This is a genomic window from Paenibacillus sp. JMULE4 (assembly GCF_013337105.1).
Classification (GTDB): domain Bacteria; phylum Bacillota; class Bacilli; order Paenibacillales; family NBRC-103111; genus Paenibacillus_G; species Paenibacillus_G naphthalenovorans.
Genome location: NZ_SGWF01000020.1, coordinates 23,228 through 40,340 on the forward strand (window position 1 = coordinate 23,228; position 17,113 = coordinate 40,340).

Annotated in this window: 15 protein-coding genes; 3 read left to right on the top strand and 12 right to left on the bottom strand. The window is 53.0% G+C overall.

The genetic code is table 11. The features are described from left to right. Positions 1-1,215 precede the first annotated feature (1,215 nt). Positions 1,216-1,746 carry an S-layer homology domain-containing protein gene (locus EXW96_RS22885; protein ID WP_254611526.1) on the top strand — a complete coding sequence of 177 codons (531 nt, stop codon included), beginning with the start codon at positions 1,216-1,218 and terminating at the stop codon, positions 1,744-1,746. Then, on the top strand, positions 1,743-1,856 hold the full coding sequence (locus EXW96_RS27870; protein ID WP_254611551.1) for an S-layer homology domain-containing protein: 114 nt from the start codon (positions 1,743-1,745) through the stop codon (positions 1,854-1,856). The genes EXW96_RS22885 and EXW96_RS27870 overlap by 4 nt, the downstream gene beginning before the upstream one ends. A 445-nt stretch (positions 1,857-2,301) precedes the next feature. Here EXW96_RS27870 and EXW96_RS28690 read toward each other — a convergent pair whose 3' ends face one another. The 10 genes from EXW96_RS28690 to EXW96_RS22935 form a co-directional block, all read right to left on the bottom strand. Further along, positions 2,302-2,850, bottom strand: coding sequence for a transposase (locus tag EXW96_RS28690; protein WP_174351512.1), 549 nt, complete (start codon positions 2,848-2,850; stop codon positions 2,302-2,304). After that, positions 2,744-3,088, bottom strand: a complete 345-nt coding sequence (locus tag EXW96_RS22895) for a hypothetical protein (protein ID WP_174351513.1) — start codon at positions 3,086-3,088, stop codon at positions 2,744-2,746. The genes EXW96_RS28690 and EXW96_RS22895 overlap by 107 nt, the downstream gene beginning before the upstream one ends. Before the next feature lie 509 nt (positions 3,089-3,597). Beyond that, complete coding sequence (groL, locus tag EXW96_RS22900) at positions 3,598-5,232, bottom strand: chaperonin GroEL (RefSeq protein WP_174351514.1); 1,635 nt, start codon at positions 5,230-5,232, stop codon at positions 3,598-3,600. A 117-nt stretch (positions 5,233-5,349) separates the two neighbouring features. Further along, the gene (gene groES, locus EXW96_RS22905) at positions 5,350-5,631 is read right to left on the bottom strand and encodes a co-chaperone GroES (protein ID WP_054820237.1); all 282 of its coding nucleotides are present in this window, start codon (positions 5,629-5,631) and stop codon (positions 5,350-5,352) included. 363 nt (positions 5,632-5,994) lie between these two features. Continuing rightward, positions 5,995-6,771 (bottom strand): twin-arginine translocase subunit TatC, encoded by a 777-nt coding sequence (tatC, locus tag EXW96_RS22910; protein WP_062409910.1) that lies wholly within the window; start codon positions 6,769-6,771, stop codon positions 5,995-5,997. Positions 6,772-6,785: 14 nt separating this feature from the next. Further along, positions 6,786-7,058, bottom strand: a complete 273-nt coding sequence (locus tag EXW96_RS22915) for a twin-arginine translocase TatA/TatE family subunit (RefSeq protein WP_054820236.1) — start codon at positions 7,056-7,058, stop codon at positions 6,786-6,788. Between the two features lie 41 nt (positions 7,059-7,099). Beyond that, entirely contained in the window at positions 7,100-8,098 is a 999-nt protein-coding gene (locus EXW96_RS22920; protein ID WP_082661024.1) for a molybdopterin-binding protein, read from the bottom strand. Further along, positions 8,088-8,588 (bottom strand): MogA/MoaB family molybdenum cofactor biosynthesis protein, encoded by a 501-nt coding sequence (locus tag EXW96_RS22925; protein WP_062409912.1) that lies wholly within the window; start codon positions 8,586-8,588, stop codon positions 8,088-8,090. The genes EXW96_RS22920 and EXW96_RS22925 overlap by 11 nt, the downstream gene beginning before the upstream one ends. Before the next feature lie 50 nt (positions 8,589-8,638). Beyond that, positions 8,639-9,154: a cyclic pyranopterin monophosphate synthase MoaC gene (gene moaC, locus EXW96_RS22930; RefSeq protein ID WP_137670438.1), complete on the bottom strand. Its 516-nt coding sequence runs from the start codon at positions 9,152-9,154 to the stop codon at positions 8,639-8,641. Continuing rightward, complete coding sequence (locus tag EXW96_RS22935) at positions 9,147-9,782, bottom strand: 5-formyltetrahydrofolate cyclo-ligase (protein ID WP_137670439.1); 636 nt, start codon at positions 9,780-9,782, stop codon at positions 9,147-9,149. The genes moaC and EXW96_RS22935 overlap by 8 nt, the downstream gene beginning before the upstream one ends. Before the next feature lie 564 nt (positions 9,783-10,346). Here EXW96_RS22935 and EXW96_RS22940 point away from each other — a divergent pair. Further along, positions 10,347-12,314 carry an ABC transporter ATP-binding protein gene (locus EXW96_RS22940; protein WP_074730103.1) on the top strand — a complete coding sequence of 656 codons (1,968 nt, stop codon included), beginning with the start codon at positions 10,347-10,349 and terminating at the stop codon, positions 12,312-12,314. Between the two features lie 226 nt (positions 12,315-12,540). Here EXW96_RS22940 and EXW96_RS22945 read toward each other — a convergent pair whose 3' ends face one another. Together EXW96_RS22945 and EXW96_RS22950 are read right to left on the bottom strand one after the other, a co-directional pair. Then, a complete protein-coding gene (locus EXW96_RS22945; RefSeq protein WP_174351515.1) occupies positions 12,541-14,994 on the bottom strand; it encodes an alkaline phosphatase family protein in 2,454 nt (817 codons plus the stop codon). A gap of 545 nt (positions 14,995-15,539) precedes the next feature. Then, positions 15,540-17,108, bottom strand: coding sequence for a 2-isopropylmalate synthase (locus EXW96_RS22950; protein WP_174351645.1), 1,569 nt, complete (start codon positions 17,106-17,108; stop codon positions 15,540-15,542). Positions 17,109-17,113 lie beyond the last annotated feature (5 nt).

Genomic DNA, 17,113 nt, shown 5'->3' on the forward strand with positions numbered 1-17,113 from the left:
CTTGTGAAGCGAAAACCGGTCACATAAACGTACTTGATGTTCATCTGTCACAGTTGATTCGGACCCCATTTGAATAATAGCTTTGGTTCCATAAAGCACTTTTAAAACGCCATGTATTTGCCGGCGAACAGCGTCCGATTATTCGAACGGACAACGGCCCGTAATTTAGTAGCAACGCCTTTCATGTTTTCTCAAAATGAATTACGTTGGTAAGATTCGCGTTCCAGCACGCTGTCCCCAGCTGAATACCTGTAGAAGTGACTAGGTGATGAACTACGGTTTCAAAAAATTGCGTTTTGATGAGATATAACCCGATCGAGATTGTCCAAAGTTAAAGGGTTGAACCGATAAAGGGGCTTTTTGTTTTCTGTTAGGCATTTATAGACTCTTCCATTATCATGCTTAAAAGTGATATAGTAAAATTTATGGAAATCATAGAAACTATAGAGCCATTCCAATAATGAAGAAAGTGAGGTTTGAATAAAAAGCACCTTCTGTATACTTGGTCCCGACCAAAGAAAAACTCATCACAGAAGGCACAGTATTCGCATTCGAAAAAGCAGAATCAATGAATTCAACAAATTACCGAATATCTCCTTAATGCAGAAATTGCGATAATTCATGTCGCTCGAGCCATTGATTACCAAGGAATCTAGCTCGGTAAGATTGTGATTATCATGGCTAACGCAGCTTGTAATGAAAGAGCTTGAGCGGCAACTTCACATGCCGGTAATCATCTTGGGGATCGAACCCATCAGACACTACTGATTTCCACTGGCCGAATTTTTCTGTAACAAATTGGCGTTAAAGTCGTTATTGTCAATCTGCATCACACAAAAATTGAAAACAATTCGCCAAGGAAGAATGAAACCAAATATCCGATTTGATGAGCGATGGGAAGTACTGAGATCCTAAACTGCCAATGAGCGTCTACGCGGATCATCGGATCTTGACGAATCTTCGGAAGAAGGTTACGGTGAACTTGGAGTTCACCGCGGTATACAAAACTGGTTTGACCGCTTCTTTGTTGAAAGACCGGGAGGGCAAGGCTTCGTTGTTTACGTTGAGCGAATTCCCGACCCCAACGAGATGTGGTGCTAGATCAGCGCGATTTGGTAGTAACCCATTGAAAAGAAGCAATCCATTTAGAAGCACTGGTTGAAAATCTAAAAACGAGTAAGAAAACATAATTATAATAGGAGGATTACTACAATAATGAAAACCGTTGTTATGAAAAAAGTCGCTCAAGCTCTTGCGGCGCTGATGATCGTATCCATGTTATCTCCGGTTTTGGCTTTCGCCGCTTTCGACGATTTGTCATCGCATTGGGCCAAGAAGGATATCGAAGCTTTAGTTGAACAAAAGATTGTAGATGGAGTTACGCCTACGCAATTCGAACCGGAGCGCAGCATTACGCGTGCCGAATTTGCCGCACTGGTGGTTCGTTCGTTGGGTCTGACCTCGGTTACTTCCAGTACGTACTTTAACGATGTGGATGCATCGGACTGGTATGCGGATACGGTTTCAACCGCAACCTATGCGGGTTTGATCAATGGCTATGAGGATAACAGCTTCCGTCCCGCAGCTCCGGTGACTCGTGAAGAGATGGCTGCCATCGTCATTCGTGCACTTACATATGCCGATGTGGCTACCATTGTACCAGCGGACACACAAAAGAACTCCTCGCCCAGTTTAAAGATTCCGATCAAATCGTATGGGCCCACAAGGAAATTGCAGCGGCGCTGAATGCCAAAATTATAAATGGCATGACTGCCGACACCTTCAACCCTGCAGGCACAGCTACACGCGCTCAAGCGGCAGCCGTGGTCAATCGCTATTTGCCTTATACAAAGTAATATAGCCATTGATTTTAAAAAGACTCGAATTCCGGTTCGGGTCTTTTTTTATAACCCCTAAAGCAACTACTGAGCAATACATTTAAAGTCTGCCCTTACCTCAAATCGAGTGGAGAGGGCGGCTAACCCCCGTCCTCTCACCTATGAAAACATGCAAGTCCCTTGTTCAAAAAATATGTATTGCTTGATTTGGATCAAAAAATGGCAATAACAAACTGGACCGGGCCATTTTCGTTTTTTGACCCAGCCTGCATTTTCCCTGGCTTGCTTAATAACCAATCATAACCTAAGGTCGGTTTTGTCAAGGCGCTCTCCCTTGACGGAACCGACCTTAGGTTATACGCTTTTAAGCTGCATGCCAGGTGCACTTTATCCTGTCCCCTCTAACCATATGAGGGAATGCTCATCTGAAAATTCCTCTAAATTTTCAATCATGCTGAATAGCTCATCCATGGAAGCATCGTACTCCGGCTTGCTTTTGCATCTTCTTAAGCTTTCTCTCCAGCAAGTCCTTCCGCAGATCCCTATATTCCTCTTGCCTAACCAACACAGCCCATATGATGTGCAGTAACTTGCGAGCCGTTGCTACAATCGCAATCTTATACCCTTTCTTCTCCTTCAACCCTAAGTAAAAAGCACGTAATTTCCCCTTGCTCTGAATGGCTCGCTGCGCGCATTGCACCAGAATCCATCGCAGTGTTGCTCGTCCCTCTTTCGTTATGTTCCCCGTATAACGCGTTTTTCCGGATTGATGAACGGATGGCACAAGTCCGGCATAGCATGCTAGCTTCTTTGGAGAAAGAAATCTTGTCACATCCCCAATTTCTGCAAGGATGGTTAAAGCACTCAACACCGATATGCCCGGTATACCCATAAGTAAGGGTACATTAGGGTTTTTCTTGGCCCTTGCAAACCAATCTGCTTCTAATGCGTTCATTTCTTGTTGGACAAAATCCAATAACTTCAGTGATGAACATAAAACGATTTGTTCCATTGCCGGCAGCGTAACCTTCTCTAAATACTTCCGTCAGGTATTCTTCTTTATTAGGCACCCAACTCTCTGGAATAAAGTCAGCCGCGAGCAACTGAGCTAGAATTTGAGCTTCAAGGGCATCTGTCTTTACACGCGCTTCCGCAATGGCGTGGGTTTTCAGAGGATTAGCAACAACAACTTGTCCGGGATAGTCGGATAAGATAGCATGAATCCAGAAGGCGTTGCTGGTGGCTTCCATGACGACTCGAGTTTCGGGATCTAGGGTTTTGGCGAACTCCTCCCAAGACTCTCACGTGTTGGCTATCCGAAAACGTCTTTTTTGTTTGTTTGGGCCGATCTCACATCCTTCCGTATATTTTTGATGCACATCCAGGCCAATAAAGCGCATTTCCATCCCCTCGTTAAGAATAAAATGCAGGCACAGTTGCTTTTACATTCACCTATACGTGGGCTTGGCCACAACCGGGTGAGGCGAGGAGGCGATTAAACACACCAACGGGATTATTTCATCCCAGTGAGAGGGCAATCGCCCCGACTACAGCTTTCTCCGAGACCCTACTCTGATTGTAGCCTCCGGCTTCCTTCAGATTCCGCCTCGCGGCGACACCCTTGCCCTTGGCTAACGGTAGGCGCTCGCCAGCCCGTTCGGGACTTTCACCCTAGAGATGACGCCCATGCTGGGCGTACACTAAAAAAGCAGCATCCCCCAAGAAAGGGATGCCGCTTTTCCATACGGGACAGGCCGGATTAGAATCCGCCCATGCCACCCATACCGCCCATGCCGCCCATGTCAGGCACAGCAGGCTTTTCTTTTTCCGGTTTGTCAGCGATAACCGCTTCGGTTGTCAGGAACATAGCCGCTACGGATGCTGCGTTTAGAAGCGCGGAACGCGTTACTTTTGCAGGGTCAACGATACCGGATTCGATCATGTTAACCCATTCGCCGGTAGCGGCGTTGTAGCCGATGCCAACGGATTCTTTTTTCAGGCGCTCAACGATAACGGAGCCTTCTTGACCAGCGTTTGCTGCGATCGTACGAACCGGCTCTTCCAGAGCGCGCAGAACGATGTTTACGCCTGTTTTCTCGTCGCCTTCAGCTTGTACAGCCGCTACAGCTGCATATACGTTCACAAGGGCTGTACCGCCGCCTGCTACGATACCTTCTTCTACAGCCGCACGGGTAGCGTTCAGAGCATCTTCGATGCGAAGCTTGCGCTCTTTCAGCTCTGTTTCAGTTGCAGCGCCGACTTTCACGACAGCTACGCCGCCGGACAGCTTAGCGAGACGCTCTTGCAATTTTTCTTTATCGAAATCGGAAGTGGTTTCTTCCAATTGAGCACGAATTTGCGAGATACGAGTGCCGATGTCTTTTTTGTCGCCAGCGCCGTCTACGATGATCGTGTTTTCTTTCGTTACGCGAACTTGGCGAGCAGAACCGAGTTGTTCCAGCGTAGTGGATTTCAGATCCAGACCGAGTTCTTCCGTAATCACTTGGCCGCCGGTCAGAGCAGCGATATCGCCCAGCATTGCTTTGCGGCGGTCGCCGAAGCCAGGAGCTTTAACAGCTACACAAGTAAACGTTCCGCGCAGTCTGTTCACTACAAGAGTAGCCAGCGCTTCGCCTTCTACGTCTTCTGCGATGATCAAGAGCTGCTTACCGGATTGAACAACTTTCTCAAGAACAGGAAGGATTTCTTGAATGTTAGTGATTTTCTTGTCCGTGATCAGGATATGCGGGTTCTCCAGAACAGCTTCCATTTTGTCTGTGTCCGTAATCATGTACGGGGAAATGTAGCCGCGGTCAAATTGCATACCTTCAACCACTTCAAGCTCGGTAGCAAAGCCTTTGGACTCTTCAACGGTGATAACGCCGTCTTTGCCCACTTTTTCCATAGCTTCAGCGATCAATTCGCCTACTTCGTCGTCAGCAGCGGAGATCGCAGCAACTTGAGCGATGGATTGCTTGCCTTCGATCGGCTTGGAGATTTTGGCCAGCTCTTGAACGGCAGCTTTAACCGCTTTGTCGATACCTTTGCGGACAATCATAGGGTTCGCGCCGGCAGTCACGTTCTTCAGACCTTCGCGAATCATCGCTTGAGCCAAAACGGTAGCCGTCGTCGTACCGTCGCCAGCGATATCGTTGGTTTTGGTTGCTACTTCTTTTACAAGTTGAGCGCCCATATTCTCGAATGCGTCTTCGAGTTCGATTTCTTTAGCGATGGTTACACCGTCATTGGTGATGAGCGGGCTTCCGAATTTTTTCTCCAGAACCACGTTGCGGCCTTTTGGACCCAAGGTAACTTTTACTGCGTTAGCCAAAGCGTCAACCCCGCGAAGCATCGAGCGGCGAGCGTCTTCACTGAACTTGATTTCTTTTGCCATGAGTAAACCCTCCTAAATCGATTTTGATGAATCATTTATTTTACCATTCGGATATTTTCATAAGTAAAAATACAATACTTAAGTATAAAGCGCGAAGATATCCAGTACCAATCCTTATTAAGCCAAGATAGCAAGGATATCGCTCTCACGCATGATGAGCAGCTCGCGGCCGTCGTATTTCACTTCAGTGCCAGCATATTTGGAGAAAATGACGCGGTCGCCTTCTTTAACTTCAAGCGGCACGCGTTCGCCGTCTTTGAGTGTACCGCTGCCTACTGCTACGACTTTACCTTCTTGCGGCTTTTCTTTCGCCGTGTCAGGCAGTACGATTCCGCTTGCGGTCGTTTCCTCCTTAGCGATGGCTTCAATGACTACGCGATCACCCAACGGTTTGATCATGAGAAAATAGCCTCCTTTAAATTTTGGTTGGTTTTATTAGCACTCGTATGTGTTTAGTGCTAACAACAATTCTTATAATACTCACTTCGCATGAATTTTGCAAGTGGTTTTACAACAATTTTACACCCCTCTCATTGTAACCACGGGAGAACAAAATATACGGAAGAACAGTACAATGATTTCAAGTGAGTATATATATCACAGCTAAAATAATTAACAGCACAGTACCAGCAGAAACTCGGAAACGTCTACAGCAATGCGAACGAAAATCAGGACATCGTCTGATTCGCAGCCTGAAACGAAACGGCCTTGTTCCGACAAGAATTCTTCTTCTGATTCTCCGAAACAAAACAAAAAAGCCTGTCAATCGACAGACTTTACAGCCGTTTCGGCTCCCTCATATTCCCAGGCTTGATCCTGAAGCAGCTGCTTCCGGTACATCCTCCCCGAAAGAAAGACGCTAAACTCGTACAACCCGATCATCGGCACCGATACAATGATAGCGGAGGCTGCATCGGGCGGTGTGATCAAGGTGGATATGACAACCAGCAGCAAGTATGCATAGCGGCGGAACTTCCGGAGCAGCATCGGATTAAGCAAACGTATTTTCGTGAGGAACAATACGACGATCGGAAGCTCAAATACAAGCGCCAGCGGAATAAGGATATTGAACATAAAAGAGAAATATTGAGTCACGCCGTACGTTTCGCTAAGCTGCAGGTTCTCGGTAATCGTAGTGGTAAATATAAAAGCCATCTGAAACACAACGAAATAACCGAACGCGAGGCCCAGCAGAAACATCAGAAAAGCAAACGGCACATAGATCAGCGAGGCCTTCCGTTCGATCGGCTTAAGGCCAGGCTTCAAAAAAGCCCAAACCTGGTACAGGGTAAAGGGCAAGGTGATCAGCAGCCCCATGACCAGTGCAAAATTCATATACAATTTAATCGCATCCCACGGCGAAAACACGTTCCAGCTGATTTTGCTCGCCGGCGGGACGGACTTCAAATACGTGATCAGCGGCTGGGCGGCAATCAGTCCGGCCACCATACCGAGCACAAGCACAATAATGACCCAGATGATGCGTTTACGCAGCTCGGTCAAGTGCTCGACAAGTGTCATGCCGTCATCTTGTTCCATGTCGTTTCACCTCATTAATCCGGAAGTCTGCGGGGATCCTGGCGGTGATCCGTAGGAATGGCCTGGGGCTGTTCAGATTCCTTTACACTGGAATTGGCAGGGGTGACGTCTTTACGTCCCGGAGGCACGGGTTCTTCATCAGACAGCAATTCGCGCGTTCCCTGTTTGAATTCACGAAGTGTTCTGCCAAGGGAACGCCCCAATTCCGGTAGTTTGTTCGGCCCGAACAGCAGCAGCGCTATGACGGCGATCAGCAATATTTCTGAGAAGCCTAAATTTCCAAACACAGCAATCGTCCTTTCCAGCTAATTAGCTCGTTGCCAAAAACTCAGCAATTGTACAAGCCGCCGTATCCCATCTCGGTAATATCGTCCCGGGTGATCATTTCTCCTGCGCAAATACGCGGTAAAAGAACATCAAACGAGGTGTAAGGATCATGCATGACGCAGCCGGGCAGCCCCATGATCGGGATCTCATCGAGATATCCGATCAGCAGCATCGAACCCGGCAGCATCGGCGTCCCGTAGCTGACGATGCGCGCACCGGCCTGCTTTATGGAGCCCGGGGTGCGATCGTCAGGGTCAACGGACATGCCTCCCGTGACAAAAATCGCGTCTGCTCCCTCTTCCTTGAACCTGCGTATTTCCCTGACAATGATCTCGCTATCGTCCGGAGCAAAGCGCTGCTCTATGACTTCCGACCCTAAGGCAGCCAGCTTTTCCCGTACCACAGGTCCGAATTTGTCCTGGATCCGGCCTTTAAACACCTCGCTGCCCGTCGTGATTAACCCGACGCGCAGCTTCTTAAACGGCTTAACCTCCACAAGCGGTCCGTCCGCTGCCGCAATCCGTTCCACCTCCGCAATCCGCGCTTCTTCAATAATCAGCGGGATCACACGCGTACCCATCAATCCCTGCCCCGGGTGGACGACCGAATTGGTCCGGATGGTGGACATGATGATTTGGTCGAGGGAGTTTACCTCGTCGATGCGTGCTTTATCGATTTTGGCGAGGCCGTGAATGGTTGATTTCAGCGTAATTTTTCCTTCATGGGGCTCGGTCAGCTGAACATTTGCGCCTAGCGCGGCCTTGGCCATGCGCAGAGCCGCCTCGTCCTCGTGCAGGATGCCCTTCTCCAACCGGATCGTATAGATATGCTCCTTACCGATGCTTAGCAGCGCGGGGATGTCCTCTTCGCGGATCACGTGACCTTTTTTGAACAAACGCCCCTTGAATTGACCCGGGATGATCTGCGTCAGGTCGTGCGCAAGCACCATCCCGACTGCCTTCTCAACAGCAACCTCTTCAAGCATAGATTCAAGCTTCACGGCCATGATCCCCTTCACGTCCGGTCAGAATCGCCAGCGCATGAGGCAGCTGATCCATAATGGCGGACAAGTTCTCCGACACGCCCTTCGGGCTGCCGGGCAAGTTAATGATCAGCGTTTTTCCGCGAATCCCGGAAACGGCCCTGGACAGCATAGCGCGACGCGTTTTCTGCAAAGAGGACATGCGCATCGCCTCGGCGAATCCCGGAGCCTCACGGTCGATAACGCTTAAAGTCGCTTCAGGAGTAACATCGCGAACGGCCAGCCCCGTACCGCCCGTCGTGAGGATCAGATCAGCTTTGAAATAGTCGGTCATCTCAATCAGCCCCGCCATAATTTCGTCTTTTTCGTCCGGTACGATGCGGTACTCGATAATTTCTCCGTTCATTTCCTCTTCGATCAGCTCACGGATCACCTGTGCACTAGTATCTTCCCGCTCCCCACGGGAACCCGCGTCGCTTGCAGTCAAGATAGCCACTTTCCAGCGCATAAACCTGCTCCTCCCCTGAAATCGTTAGTATCTGTATTGCATACGCAAAATCAATCCGTACCTGCGGCCTGCCGGGGATAATAATAATCGCCGCTCTTGCCGCCGGTTTTGCTCAGCAGGTAAGTCGGTCCGATTTGCATCGACTTTTCCGCCGCCTTGCACATGTCATATACGGTTAGCGCTGCAGCCGATACGGCCGTGAGAGCTTCCATTTCCACCCCGGTTTGCCCTTTGGTGCGGACCGTCGCTTCAATATAAAGCTCGCTTTCCCCATTATCCGTAAATCGGACCTCCACGCCGGTTAATGCAAGCGGATGGCACATAGGAATCCAATCGGACGTTTTCTTCGCAGCCATAACGGCCGCGACTTGCGCTACACCCAGCACATCTCCTTTGCCGATTTTCCCTTGACGAATCAGCTCAAGCGTGGATGCCTGCATTTTGACCATGGTTCGGGCTGTAGCCGTACGAACGGTTTCTTGCTTGGCGGAAACGTCCACCATACGCGCACGTCCCTGTGCGTCAAAATGAGTCAGCGGGCTTTGCTTAGGTTCTTGTTCAGACATCGGCTTCCGAACTCCTCTCCATGATGTTCCGGGATTCAGTAATTAGCTCATTGATCCGGAAATCAAAGAGCCCCATCGGCACCTCCGGAACCAGCTGATCCTCAAAGGCCGCCGCAATAATGTAAGGTTTGGGAAGGCCCGTCCGAACGTATTGCTGCATGAAGCGGTCATAAAAACCGCCTCCGTACCCCAGCCTGCCCATATTCATATCAAAAGCAAGTCCAGGCACTAATGCGACATTAATCTGCCTGATGTCGAACAACTGCTTCGCTCTTGGCACCGGTTCCCGGATGCCCCAAGTCCCTTGCTGAAGATCCGCGTAGGAGCGTACTTCATAGAGCTTGAGCTGCTTATAAGCGGGCACTACCTTCGGAACGACGACACGCCATTGGCGCTTCCAGCAGGCTTCAAGCACGGGCGTGACATCAACCTCGGTTTTGATGGGCATATAGGTAAACAGCGTCGGCCGCCATCTTACCGGCTCGCCCGGTTCAAGCAGCTGCTCCAGCCGTTCAATCACTTTATCGCAGATGATCCGGGATTTGCGCTGGCGTTCTTCCTCGGCCATGGCGGCACGAACCGCCTCCGCTTGGTGGCGAAGCTCTATTTTTCTTTCTTTTATGTTCATGAAACCGCCTCACTTTTGGCGTTCAAATCTGGTTTAGCTTTCATTTTATCATATCGTGAAAATAAATACAGCCTTTCATGGAAGCGAAGGCCGGCAGGAATTTCGAGCGGCAGGACGGCGATGACCGGCATAGGATCAGACGCCCGACTTTTCCTTATCATAGCAGGCTCAGAGTCAGACGGCATCGTAAAAATACGGCCGATCTCCCAGCCGCGGGCAGCGGTTGGCCAGACACGGCGGGCACCGGTTTGCGAAAGACCAAGCGCCAGCGCGGACTCGTAAGAGAACGGTTGAATCTCCCGGGCGGAAACAATCCGGTCATGGGGGGGCCGAGGTAAAGCGGGATCTGCGTATAGCGTGCTGCCGCCGCATATAGACGGCGGGCACGAAAACCGCCTCCTTCGGAAGAGGCTGCATTCGTTTTTGAGCATACGGCGGAGCGTTTGATTTGGTAGACATGTCATCGGCTGGAAATCGAAATCGGCACGTGAATATGCTACACTACATGATATAGAAAAAACCTTTTAAACTTGAGGAACTAGGATTCAGGAGGAATACCATATCATGCTGCTGCAAGTTTCGGGAATTACCAAAAGCTACGGGGCCAGTACCGTACTTTCCAATATATCGCTTCAAATCGAAGCCCGCGAGCGGATCGGGCTGGTGGGCGTGAACGGAGCAGGCAAATCGACGCTGCTTCAGATCATTGCAGGCGAGCTTTCTTATGATTCGGGCCAAATTTTTAAAGCGAAGGAAACAAAAATCGGGTATTTAAAACAAAACAGCGGACTTGTCTCCGACCGTTCGATATGGAACGAGCTGCTGAACGTTTTTGCCGGTCTGCTTGAAATGGAAACCGAGCTGCGGCGGCTGGAGGAACGGATGGCCGACCCGGACGTCATTGCCGACGAGAAAAAAATGGAAGAAACGATGCGCCGCTACGCCGAGCTTTCCGACGCATTCCGCGAGCGGGGCGGCTATGAGATCGAGGCCAAAATCCGGGGCATTTTAAACGGGATGGGCTTCGGCGGGATGGATCCTTCCACCCCGGTACAGGCGCTGAGCGGCGGTCAGAAAACCAGGCTGGCATTGGCCAAAATGCTTCTTGAAGCTCCCGACCTGCTGCTGCTCGACGAGCCGACCAACCATTTGGACATTCAGACGCTCACTTGGCTGGAGCAGTATTTGCGCTCGTATTCGGGGGCCATTCTGGTGGTGTCCCATGACCGGTATTTTCTCGATTCGCTGGTGGACGCCATCTATGAAATCGAACGGACGACCTCCCGCAGATACACCGGCAACTATACCCGGTACATCGAGTTGAAGGAAGCAGAATACCAGAACCAGCTAAAGCAGTTCGAAAAGCAGCAGGACGAGATTGCCAAAATGGAGGAGTTCATCCAGCGCAACATCGTTCGCGCTTCAACGACCAAGCGGGCGCAGAGCCGCCGCAAAGCACTGGAAAAAATGGAGCGCCTCGACAAGCCTCTCGGAGATTTGAAACGGGCGAGCTTTTCCTTTGAGGTGGAGACTCCTTCCGGTCGCGAGGTTCTGGACGTCCGGGGAATTGCCGTTTCATATGACGGGCAAAATCCGCTGATCCGCAATGTATCATTCCAGCTGCGCCGCGGCGATACGGCCGCTTTGATCGGTCCCAACGGCATCGGCAAATCGACGCTGCTCAAGACGCTGATCGGACAGCATACGCCGGACCGCGGCACTTACGATTGGGGAACGAATGTGAAAATCGGATACTATGATCAGGAGCAAACAGGACTGAATCCGAATCAGACCGTGCTGGAGGAAGTATGGAATGCTTATCCTCATTTGGAAGAAGTGCGCATCCGTACGGTGCTGGGCAATTTCCTGTTCAGCGGCGAGGATGTGTTCAAGAAGATCGGATCACTTAGCGGCGGAGAGAAGGCACGGGTCGCTTTGGCCAAGCTGATGCTGCAAAAAGCCAACGTCCTGATCCTCGACGAGCCTACCAACCATCTGGACCTCTACAGTAAAGAGGTATTGGAATCGGCGCTGATCGATTACGAAGGTACCCTGCTGTTCATTTCCCATGACCGTTATTTCCTGAACAAAATGGCGGAGAACATACTGGAGCTGACCCCGGATGGCGTCACCAGCTACCTTGGCAATTATGATGACTATGTGGAAAAGAAGCTGGAGCTGGCCGAGATCGAGCAGCAGCGCAGAGAGGCCGAGGAAGCCAAGGGCAAGGCCGCGAAGACCGGCGGCTCCACCGCGGCCCCTTCCGACGCTGCCGTGTCGGAGGCCAAGGGCAGCGGCTATGAGGCCGGAAAGCAGGCCAAACGGGAGGAACGCAGCCGTCTGCGCAAACTGGAGCAGTTGGAAGAGCTCATCGCCCGGCTAGAAGGCGAACTCGGCGAACTGGAGTCGGAGCTCGCCCTGCCCGAGGTATACAACAACTACGTGCTGGTGCAGGAAAAGAATGCTCTTATCGAAGAAAAGCGCGCTCAGCTCTCCGACGCTTACGAGCAGTGGGAAGAGCTGGCGGAGTAGACGGTCGCTGCGATAATCAGCGCCTGTGATGTGGATGCCTCAGGTCAAGGTACGAGCACAAGCATTCGCCAACCGAGAGAAATAAGGCATACTTGTAAAATAGCGGATCGACGCGGACTTTAGGTTGTATTTCCCGGCAAAGCCGTAGAAACGTCAACCTGAGTACGGTTGTCACCCGCTATTTTTCATATGGAGACCCCAATCTATAGAGCGGCACCGGCCCCCGTCAGGCGTCTTCCAGTCTCAGCAGCAGCAGCGGCACACTGCTGTACACAATCATGGTGCCGGCGGCGACAATACCCGAATCGTTCAGGACCAATGCTGCGGCGGCACCGATGACATTGGCATAACACCCGTGTATCAGGTACGGGTATCTCTCCTCCCATCGGCGCAGTCGGCCTTGGGGCCGGAACACCAGTACGGCCATGACCGCCAGGGCCGTAAGCAGCACCTTGCTCCAGGCGGAGACACGAATGAGGTGCCAGTTCATCGCCAGCTTGCGCGCGATCATGGCACCGATAACGTCGTAGCGGCCCTGGAGCAAGTCGCCGAAGGCGCGGCCGATGTGGCTGCTGTGCCCGGCCCCGGCGGCGGAAGCGGCGGCCGGGGCACTGGCGGCTGCACTTGGTCCCACGGCATGGCCGGGGGACCAAGCGGCGTTCAGCAGCCAGAGGCCCGCCAGCGCGGCGCCCAGCGGCAGCGCCAGCCCGAGCGCCAGGCGGCGCCAGCGCAGCGCGCCGCCAGCGCCGAGGCGGGCAGCCAGCGCGCCGAAGCCGGCCGCTGCGGCGAGCGCCCCGCCGGCGTTGGCGCCGAGCGCGGGCGAGGCCAGGCTGCCCGTGAGCGCGCAGCCGGCCGCCGCCGCCCAGGCGCGCCCGCGCGGCGTCCGCGGCCGCCGCGCCTGCAGCCACGCGCTGAGGCCGAGCAGCGAGGCCCCCAGCAGCACACCCATAAGCTCGTTGCCGATGCCGTAGTAGCGGGCGCCGATCATCGCATCATAGCCGAGCACCGACCGCTTCATCGCTTCCGCTCCTGTGTATAAGTCCAGCAGGATCAGCCCGCTGATCCCTAAGCCGCTCAAGCACAGCAGCCGGATCAACTGCGGTACTCCGCGGAAGCCTGATGCCGCACCGCCTAACACCGCTCCGGACAAGCCGAGCAGCAGCAGGGTAACCCAGATCCATGTGTCCAATTGTATCAACCAGCCTAAAGCCAGCAGGATGCCGGGCGTCAGCAGCACGCTAAACAGCAGTCCGCGCAGCAGTCTGCGCCACCACCTTCTGCCCGCCGCTCCGAACCAAACCGCAGCGAGCCCTGCCAGCATGACCACCACCTCAAACCCGGCAACCCCGTACAAGATAGGCGAACGCAGCGCATATACGCTGCTCATCCTCTCCACTTCCCGCAGCAGCCAGCTTAATGCGCCGCCTTGAGAAAGATCCGTTCCGCCGATCGGTTCTGCATGCCGGACGGCAAGCCCGGTCATTTCCTCCGGACGCGTCACCCCGAACTCCGCAAGCATCGAAGGGGCGATATCGACAGCCGATACAATGCCCGGGCGTCGTGTCGTTTCCGAGGTCAGCAGCCCGGAACCGGCCGTGTGCCCCGGAGACCAGCGCAGCAGCGGCGTCAGCTGCAGCTTTTCTTTTAACGCCTCTGCATGAGGCTGAGGGCTTACCAGCCAGAGCACATGGCGTTTACCGGACGCCGCCATTTCGGCGGCCAACCGTCCGATAAACCGGTCCAGCTGCTCCAGCACCGCCTGTTTGCGCAGCACAAACAGCTCCGACGCATACATGTCTTTTTCCGCATACAGACGGTGCAAATCGCCCAGCTCAATCAATGCCAGCGTTCCGGAAGGAGCGCTCTCCTCAGCCGAAGCCTTTTTCCATACTTCAAATACCCGTTCGAAGCGGGTGAGAACACCGTACGGCATCGCTTCATTCATTCCCAGCAGGGACCTTCCTGCATCGCCTGTTTCTATACGCCCCCATTCGTCCATCACCATTAATGGCGCGGGACGCCGGTACATTTCGGTTTCGCTCCCCGGTTTATCGACATTCCCCCATACCGCCAAACGGATCCCGTGCCGCTTTAACGTTTCTCCAAGCAAGCCGGGGCGAGCCCCATAGGTTCCGCGAGCATTGCCTCGCCGCACCGCTTCGATCGACGGAATGACCACAGCAGCATCTTGGTCCTTTGCCGCGGATATCGAGAACCGTTCCAGCAGCTCGTCCGCCCGCTGCCCCTCACGCCGTTCCGTCCGGTTCCACCCTTCAGCTCCCCGTCCGTCCGCCGGCGCTCCGGCGCCCCATGTTGCATAGACCGATTCCAGCCCCCGAAAAGGCAATCTTACATTCATCGCCCCCCAGTCCCCTTCTTCCGACAAATGCCGAAGCGCGGGCATGCTGTGCAGCCACTCCGGACGAAGCTCCATAAAGGACAATCCCGGCACCGATACAACGGTAACCAATGGAGCATGGTTTTCCACAGTGGGGATAACCGGAGCGGCGGCCGGAGAGCTGTGGACGACATCGGCGGTCAGACCGGGACTTATCCCCGACGCAGAAGCAGCCGGCGCAGCATAACATCCAACCATCCACATAAACAACCCGGCGGCTGCATAGCTTATCCGTTTCGACGTCTTGAAGCAGAATGTTTTGCCAAGCCATTCCCAGCGCATCGAGCCAAGCCCCTTCCTTTCCCATGGATCCGCAAAGCTTCCTTCTTCCAATTCACACCCGGAGCACAACAAGAGCATACCCAGCGCACGTCAAGAACATGCCAAGAACATGCTCTCTCCCGCCATCGGCCATCCGATAAATCCATCTGTCTGCGGCCTCAACCGGCATTACTCGTTAACCCGCCTATATTCGCTGCTGCATGCATTCCACTATCCCGTTCTTCCGCGCATCTTTCACTTTTGAGACTCTTTTGGTACTTTGCCCAAAAACAACCTTTTTATCCAGTGTGCATATAACCAAGGAATCACATAGCAATATCCACAAGATTATCCCCAGAATATCATGTCGCTTCTTCTAGAATAATCAGCCTTTTTCGTCTAATCCACAAAGTTATGCACATTATCCACAGATCTGTTGTGAAAAACTTATCCACCCTCCTGCGGGAAAACCTTTCTTACAGGTACGAGTATCGGCGCGGCTTTTGTGAATTATTCACAATATGCACAAGGGCTGTGGATAACTATTATCCACAGCCCTTTCGACATTACGGTATTGTAATTTCCACTTCCAAGGGTTCGACCGAACCGCCTTTCGATGCCTTCACCCACTCGCGAGCCGCCTGGTTGCACGCTGCCATGTATGCATGAGCCGCCGCCATCAAAATATCGCGGTTCTCCGCTATGCCGCGGTAGGTTTTCCCGTACGCCCGTATGGTTACAATCGCCTCGCCGCTTGCTTCTTCCCCTGCAGACAGCGAATACAGCTCCAAATCGGCGAACTCCGCTTCAAACGGCAGGCCCTGCTTGATCCCGGCTACAACAGCTTCCACCGGGCCGTTACCTGTTCCCACATAAACCGCCTCTTCTCCCGTTGCCTCATTGCGGATCGTACAAGACGCCACCCGATGTCCTGCATTGCCTGTGATCAGCTGCACGGATACAAGCGTATACGGCTCCAGCACCTGATTCACCGTGTGACCTACCAATTCAAGCAGTTGATGGTCATGTACGACCTTCTGGCGGTCCGCCAGCGACTTGAAGGCAGCATAGAAGCTTTCCATCTGCTCCTCGTTCAGCTCTACCCCGAACTGGCTTACCCGATGCTTGATCGCATGGCGGCCGGAGTGCTTGCCGAGAATGATCATGCTGCGCGGGATGCCCAGCCGCTCGGGATCCATAATTTCATAGGTGCTGCGGTTTTTGAGCAGTCCGTCCTGATGAATGCCCGCCTCATGCTGGAACGCATTGCGTCCTACAATCGGCTTATTGAACGCGATCGGAAAGCTCATCGCGCGGCTGACCAATTGGGAGGTGTCAAAAATATGCTCCGGCCGAATCGATGTCTCCGCTCCAATCGCCGCCTTCCGGGTTTCGAGCGCCATCACCAGCTCCTCCATCGAGCAGTTGCCGGCGCGTTCCCCTACGCCGTTCACGGTCACCTCCACCTGGCTGACTCCCGCCTGAATGGCGGCCAGGCTGTTCGCAACCGCCAGGCCAAGATCGTTATGGCAGTGTGCGCTGTACTGAACCTGCTGCCCGCCCCGGACATTCTTCATCACTCGGGTAAACATCGCCCCATATTCCTCCGGCAGCGCATAGCCGACCGTATCGGGGATGTTAATGATCGTGGCCCCTTCTTCAATCACGGCTTCGATCATTTCGAACAGGAATTCGTCCCCTGTCCGCGTGGCATCCATCGGAGAGAACTCGATCCGGTCTACAAACTGCTTGGCGTAAGCCACCATTTGACGGGCTATGCCGATCACCTGCTCCCGGGATTTGCGCAGCTGAAAGTCCAGATGAATGCTGGACGAAGAGATGAACAGATGCAGCCGCTTGCGTTCGGCATCTCGGATTGCACGGACGGCCGCATCGATGTCTTCCTTCATAGCCCGGGCAAAGCCGCATATTTCAACGCCGGCGACTTCCCTCGCAATTTGCTGCACCGCTGCGAAATCCCCCGGACTTGAAATCGGAAATCCCGGCTCGATCACATCCACCCCAAGCTTCGCGAGCTGTTTGGCAATCACGATTTTTTGCTCCGGCGTCAGCGTCGCTCCCGGCGCCTGCTCTCCATCTCTCAATGTCGTATCGAAAATGTGTATTTTTCTCATCGTTC

Excerpts from the sequence above, each read along its gene's own strand:
- EXW96_RS22885 (WP_254611526.1), top strand. The coding sequence starts at position 1,216 with ATGAAAACCGTTGTTATGAAAAAAGTCGCTCAAGCTCTTGCGGCGCTG.
- EXW96_RS28690 (WP_174351512.1), bottom strand. The coding sequence starts at position 2,850 with ATGGAACAAATCGTTTTATGTTCATCACTGAAGTTATTGGATTTTGTC.
- EXW96_RS22895 (WP_174351513.1), bottom strand. The coding sequence starts at position 3,088 with ATGGAAGCCACCAGCAACGCCTTCTGGATTCATGCTATCTTATCCGAC.
- groL (WP_174351514.1), bottom strand. The coding sequence starts at position 5,232 with ATGGCAAAAGAAATCAAGTTCAGTGAAGACGCTCGCCGCTCGATGCTT.
- groES (WP_054820237.1), bottom strand. The coding sequence starts at position 5,631 with ATGATCAAACCGTTGGGTGATCGCGTAGTCATTGAAGCCATCGCTAAG.
- tatC (WP_062409910.1), bottom strand. The coding sequence starts at position 6,771 with ATGGAACAAGATGACGGCATGACACTTGTCGAGCACTTGACCGAGCTG.
- EXW96_RS22925 (WP_062409912.1), bottom strand. The coding sequence starts at position 8,588 with ATGCGCTGGAAAGTGGCTATCTTGACTGCAAGCGACGCGGGTTCCCGT.
- moaC (WP_137670438.1), bottom strand. The coding sequence starts at position 9,154 with ATGTCTGAACAAGAACCTAAGCAAAGCCCGCTGACTCATTTTGACGCA.
- EXW96_RS22935 (WP_137670439.1), bottom strand. The coding sequence starts at position 9,782 with ATGAACATAAAAGAAAGAAAAATAGAGCTTCGCCACCAAGCGGAGGCG.
- EXW96_RS22940 (WP_074730103.1), top strand. The coding sequence starts at position 10,347 with ATGCTGCTGCAAGTTTCGGGAATTACCAAAAGCTACGGGGCCAGTACC.
- EXW96_RS22945 (WP_174351515.1), bottom strand. The coding sequence starts at position 14,994 with ATGCGCTGGGAATGGCTTGGCAAAACATTCTGCTTCAAGACGTCGAAA.
- EXW96_RS22950 (WP_174351645.1), bottom strand. The coding sequence starts at position 17,108 with ATGAGAAAAATACACATTTTCGATACGACATTGAGAGATGGAGAGCAG.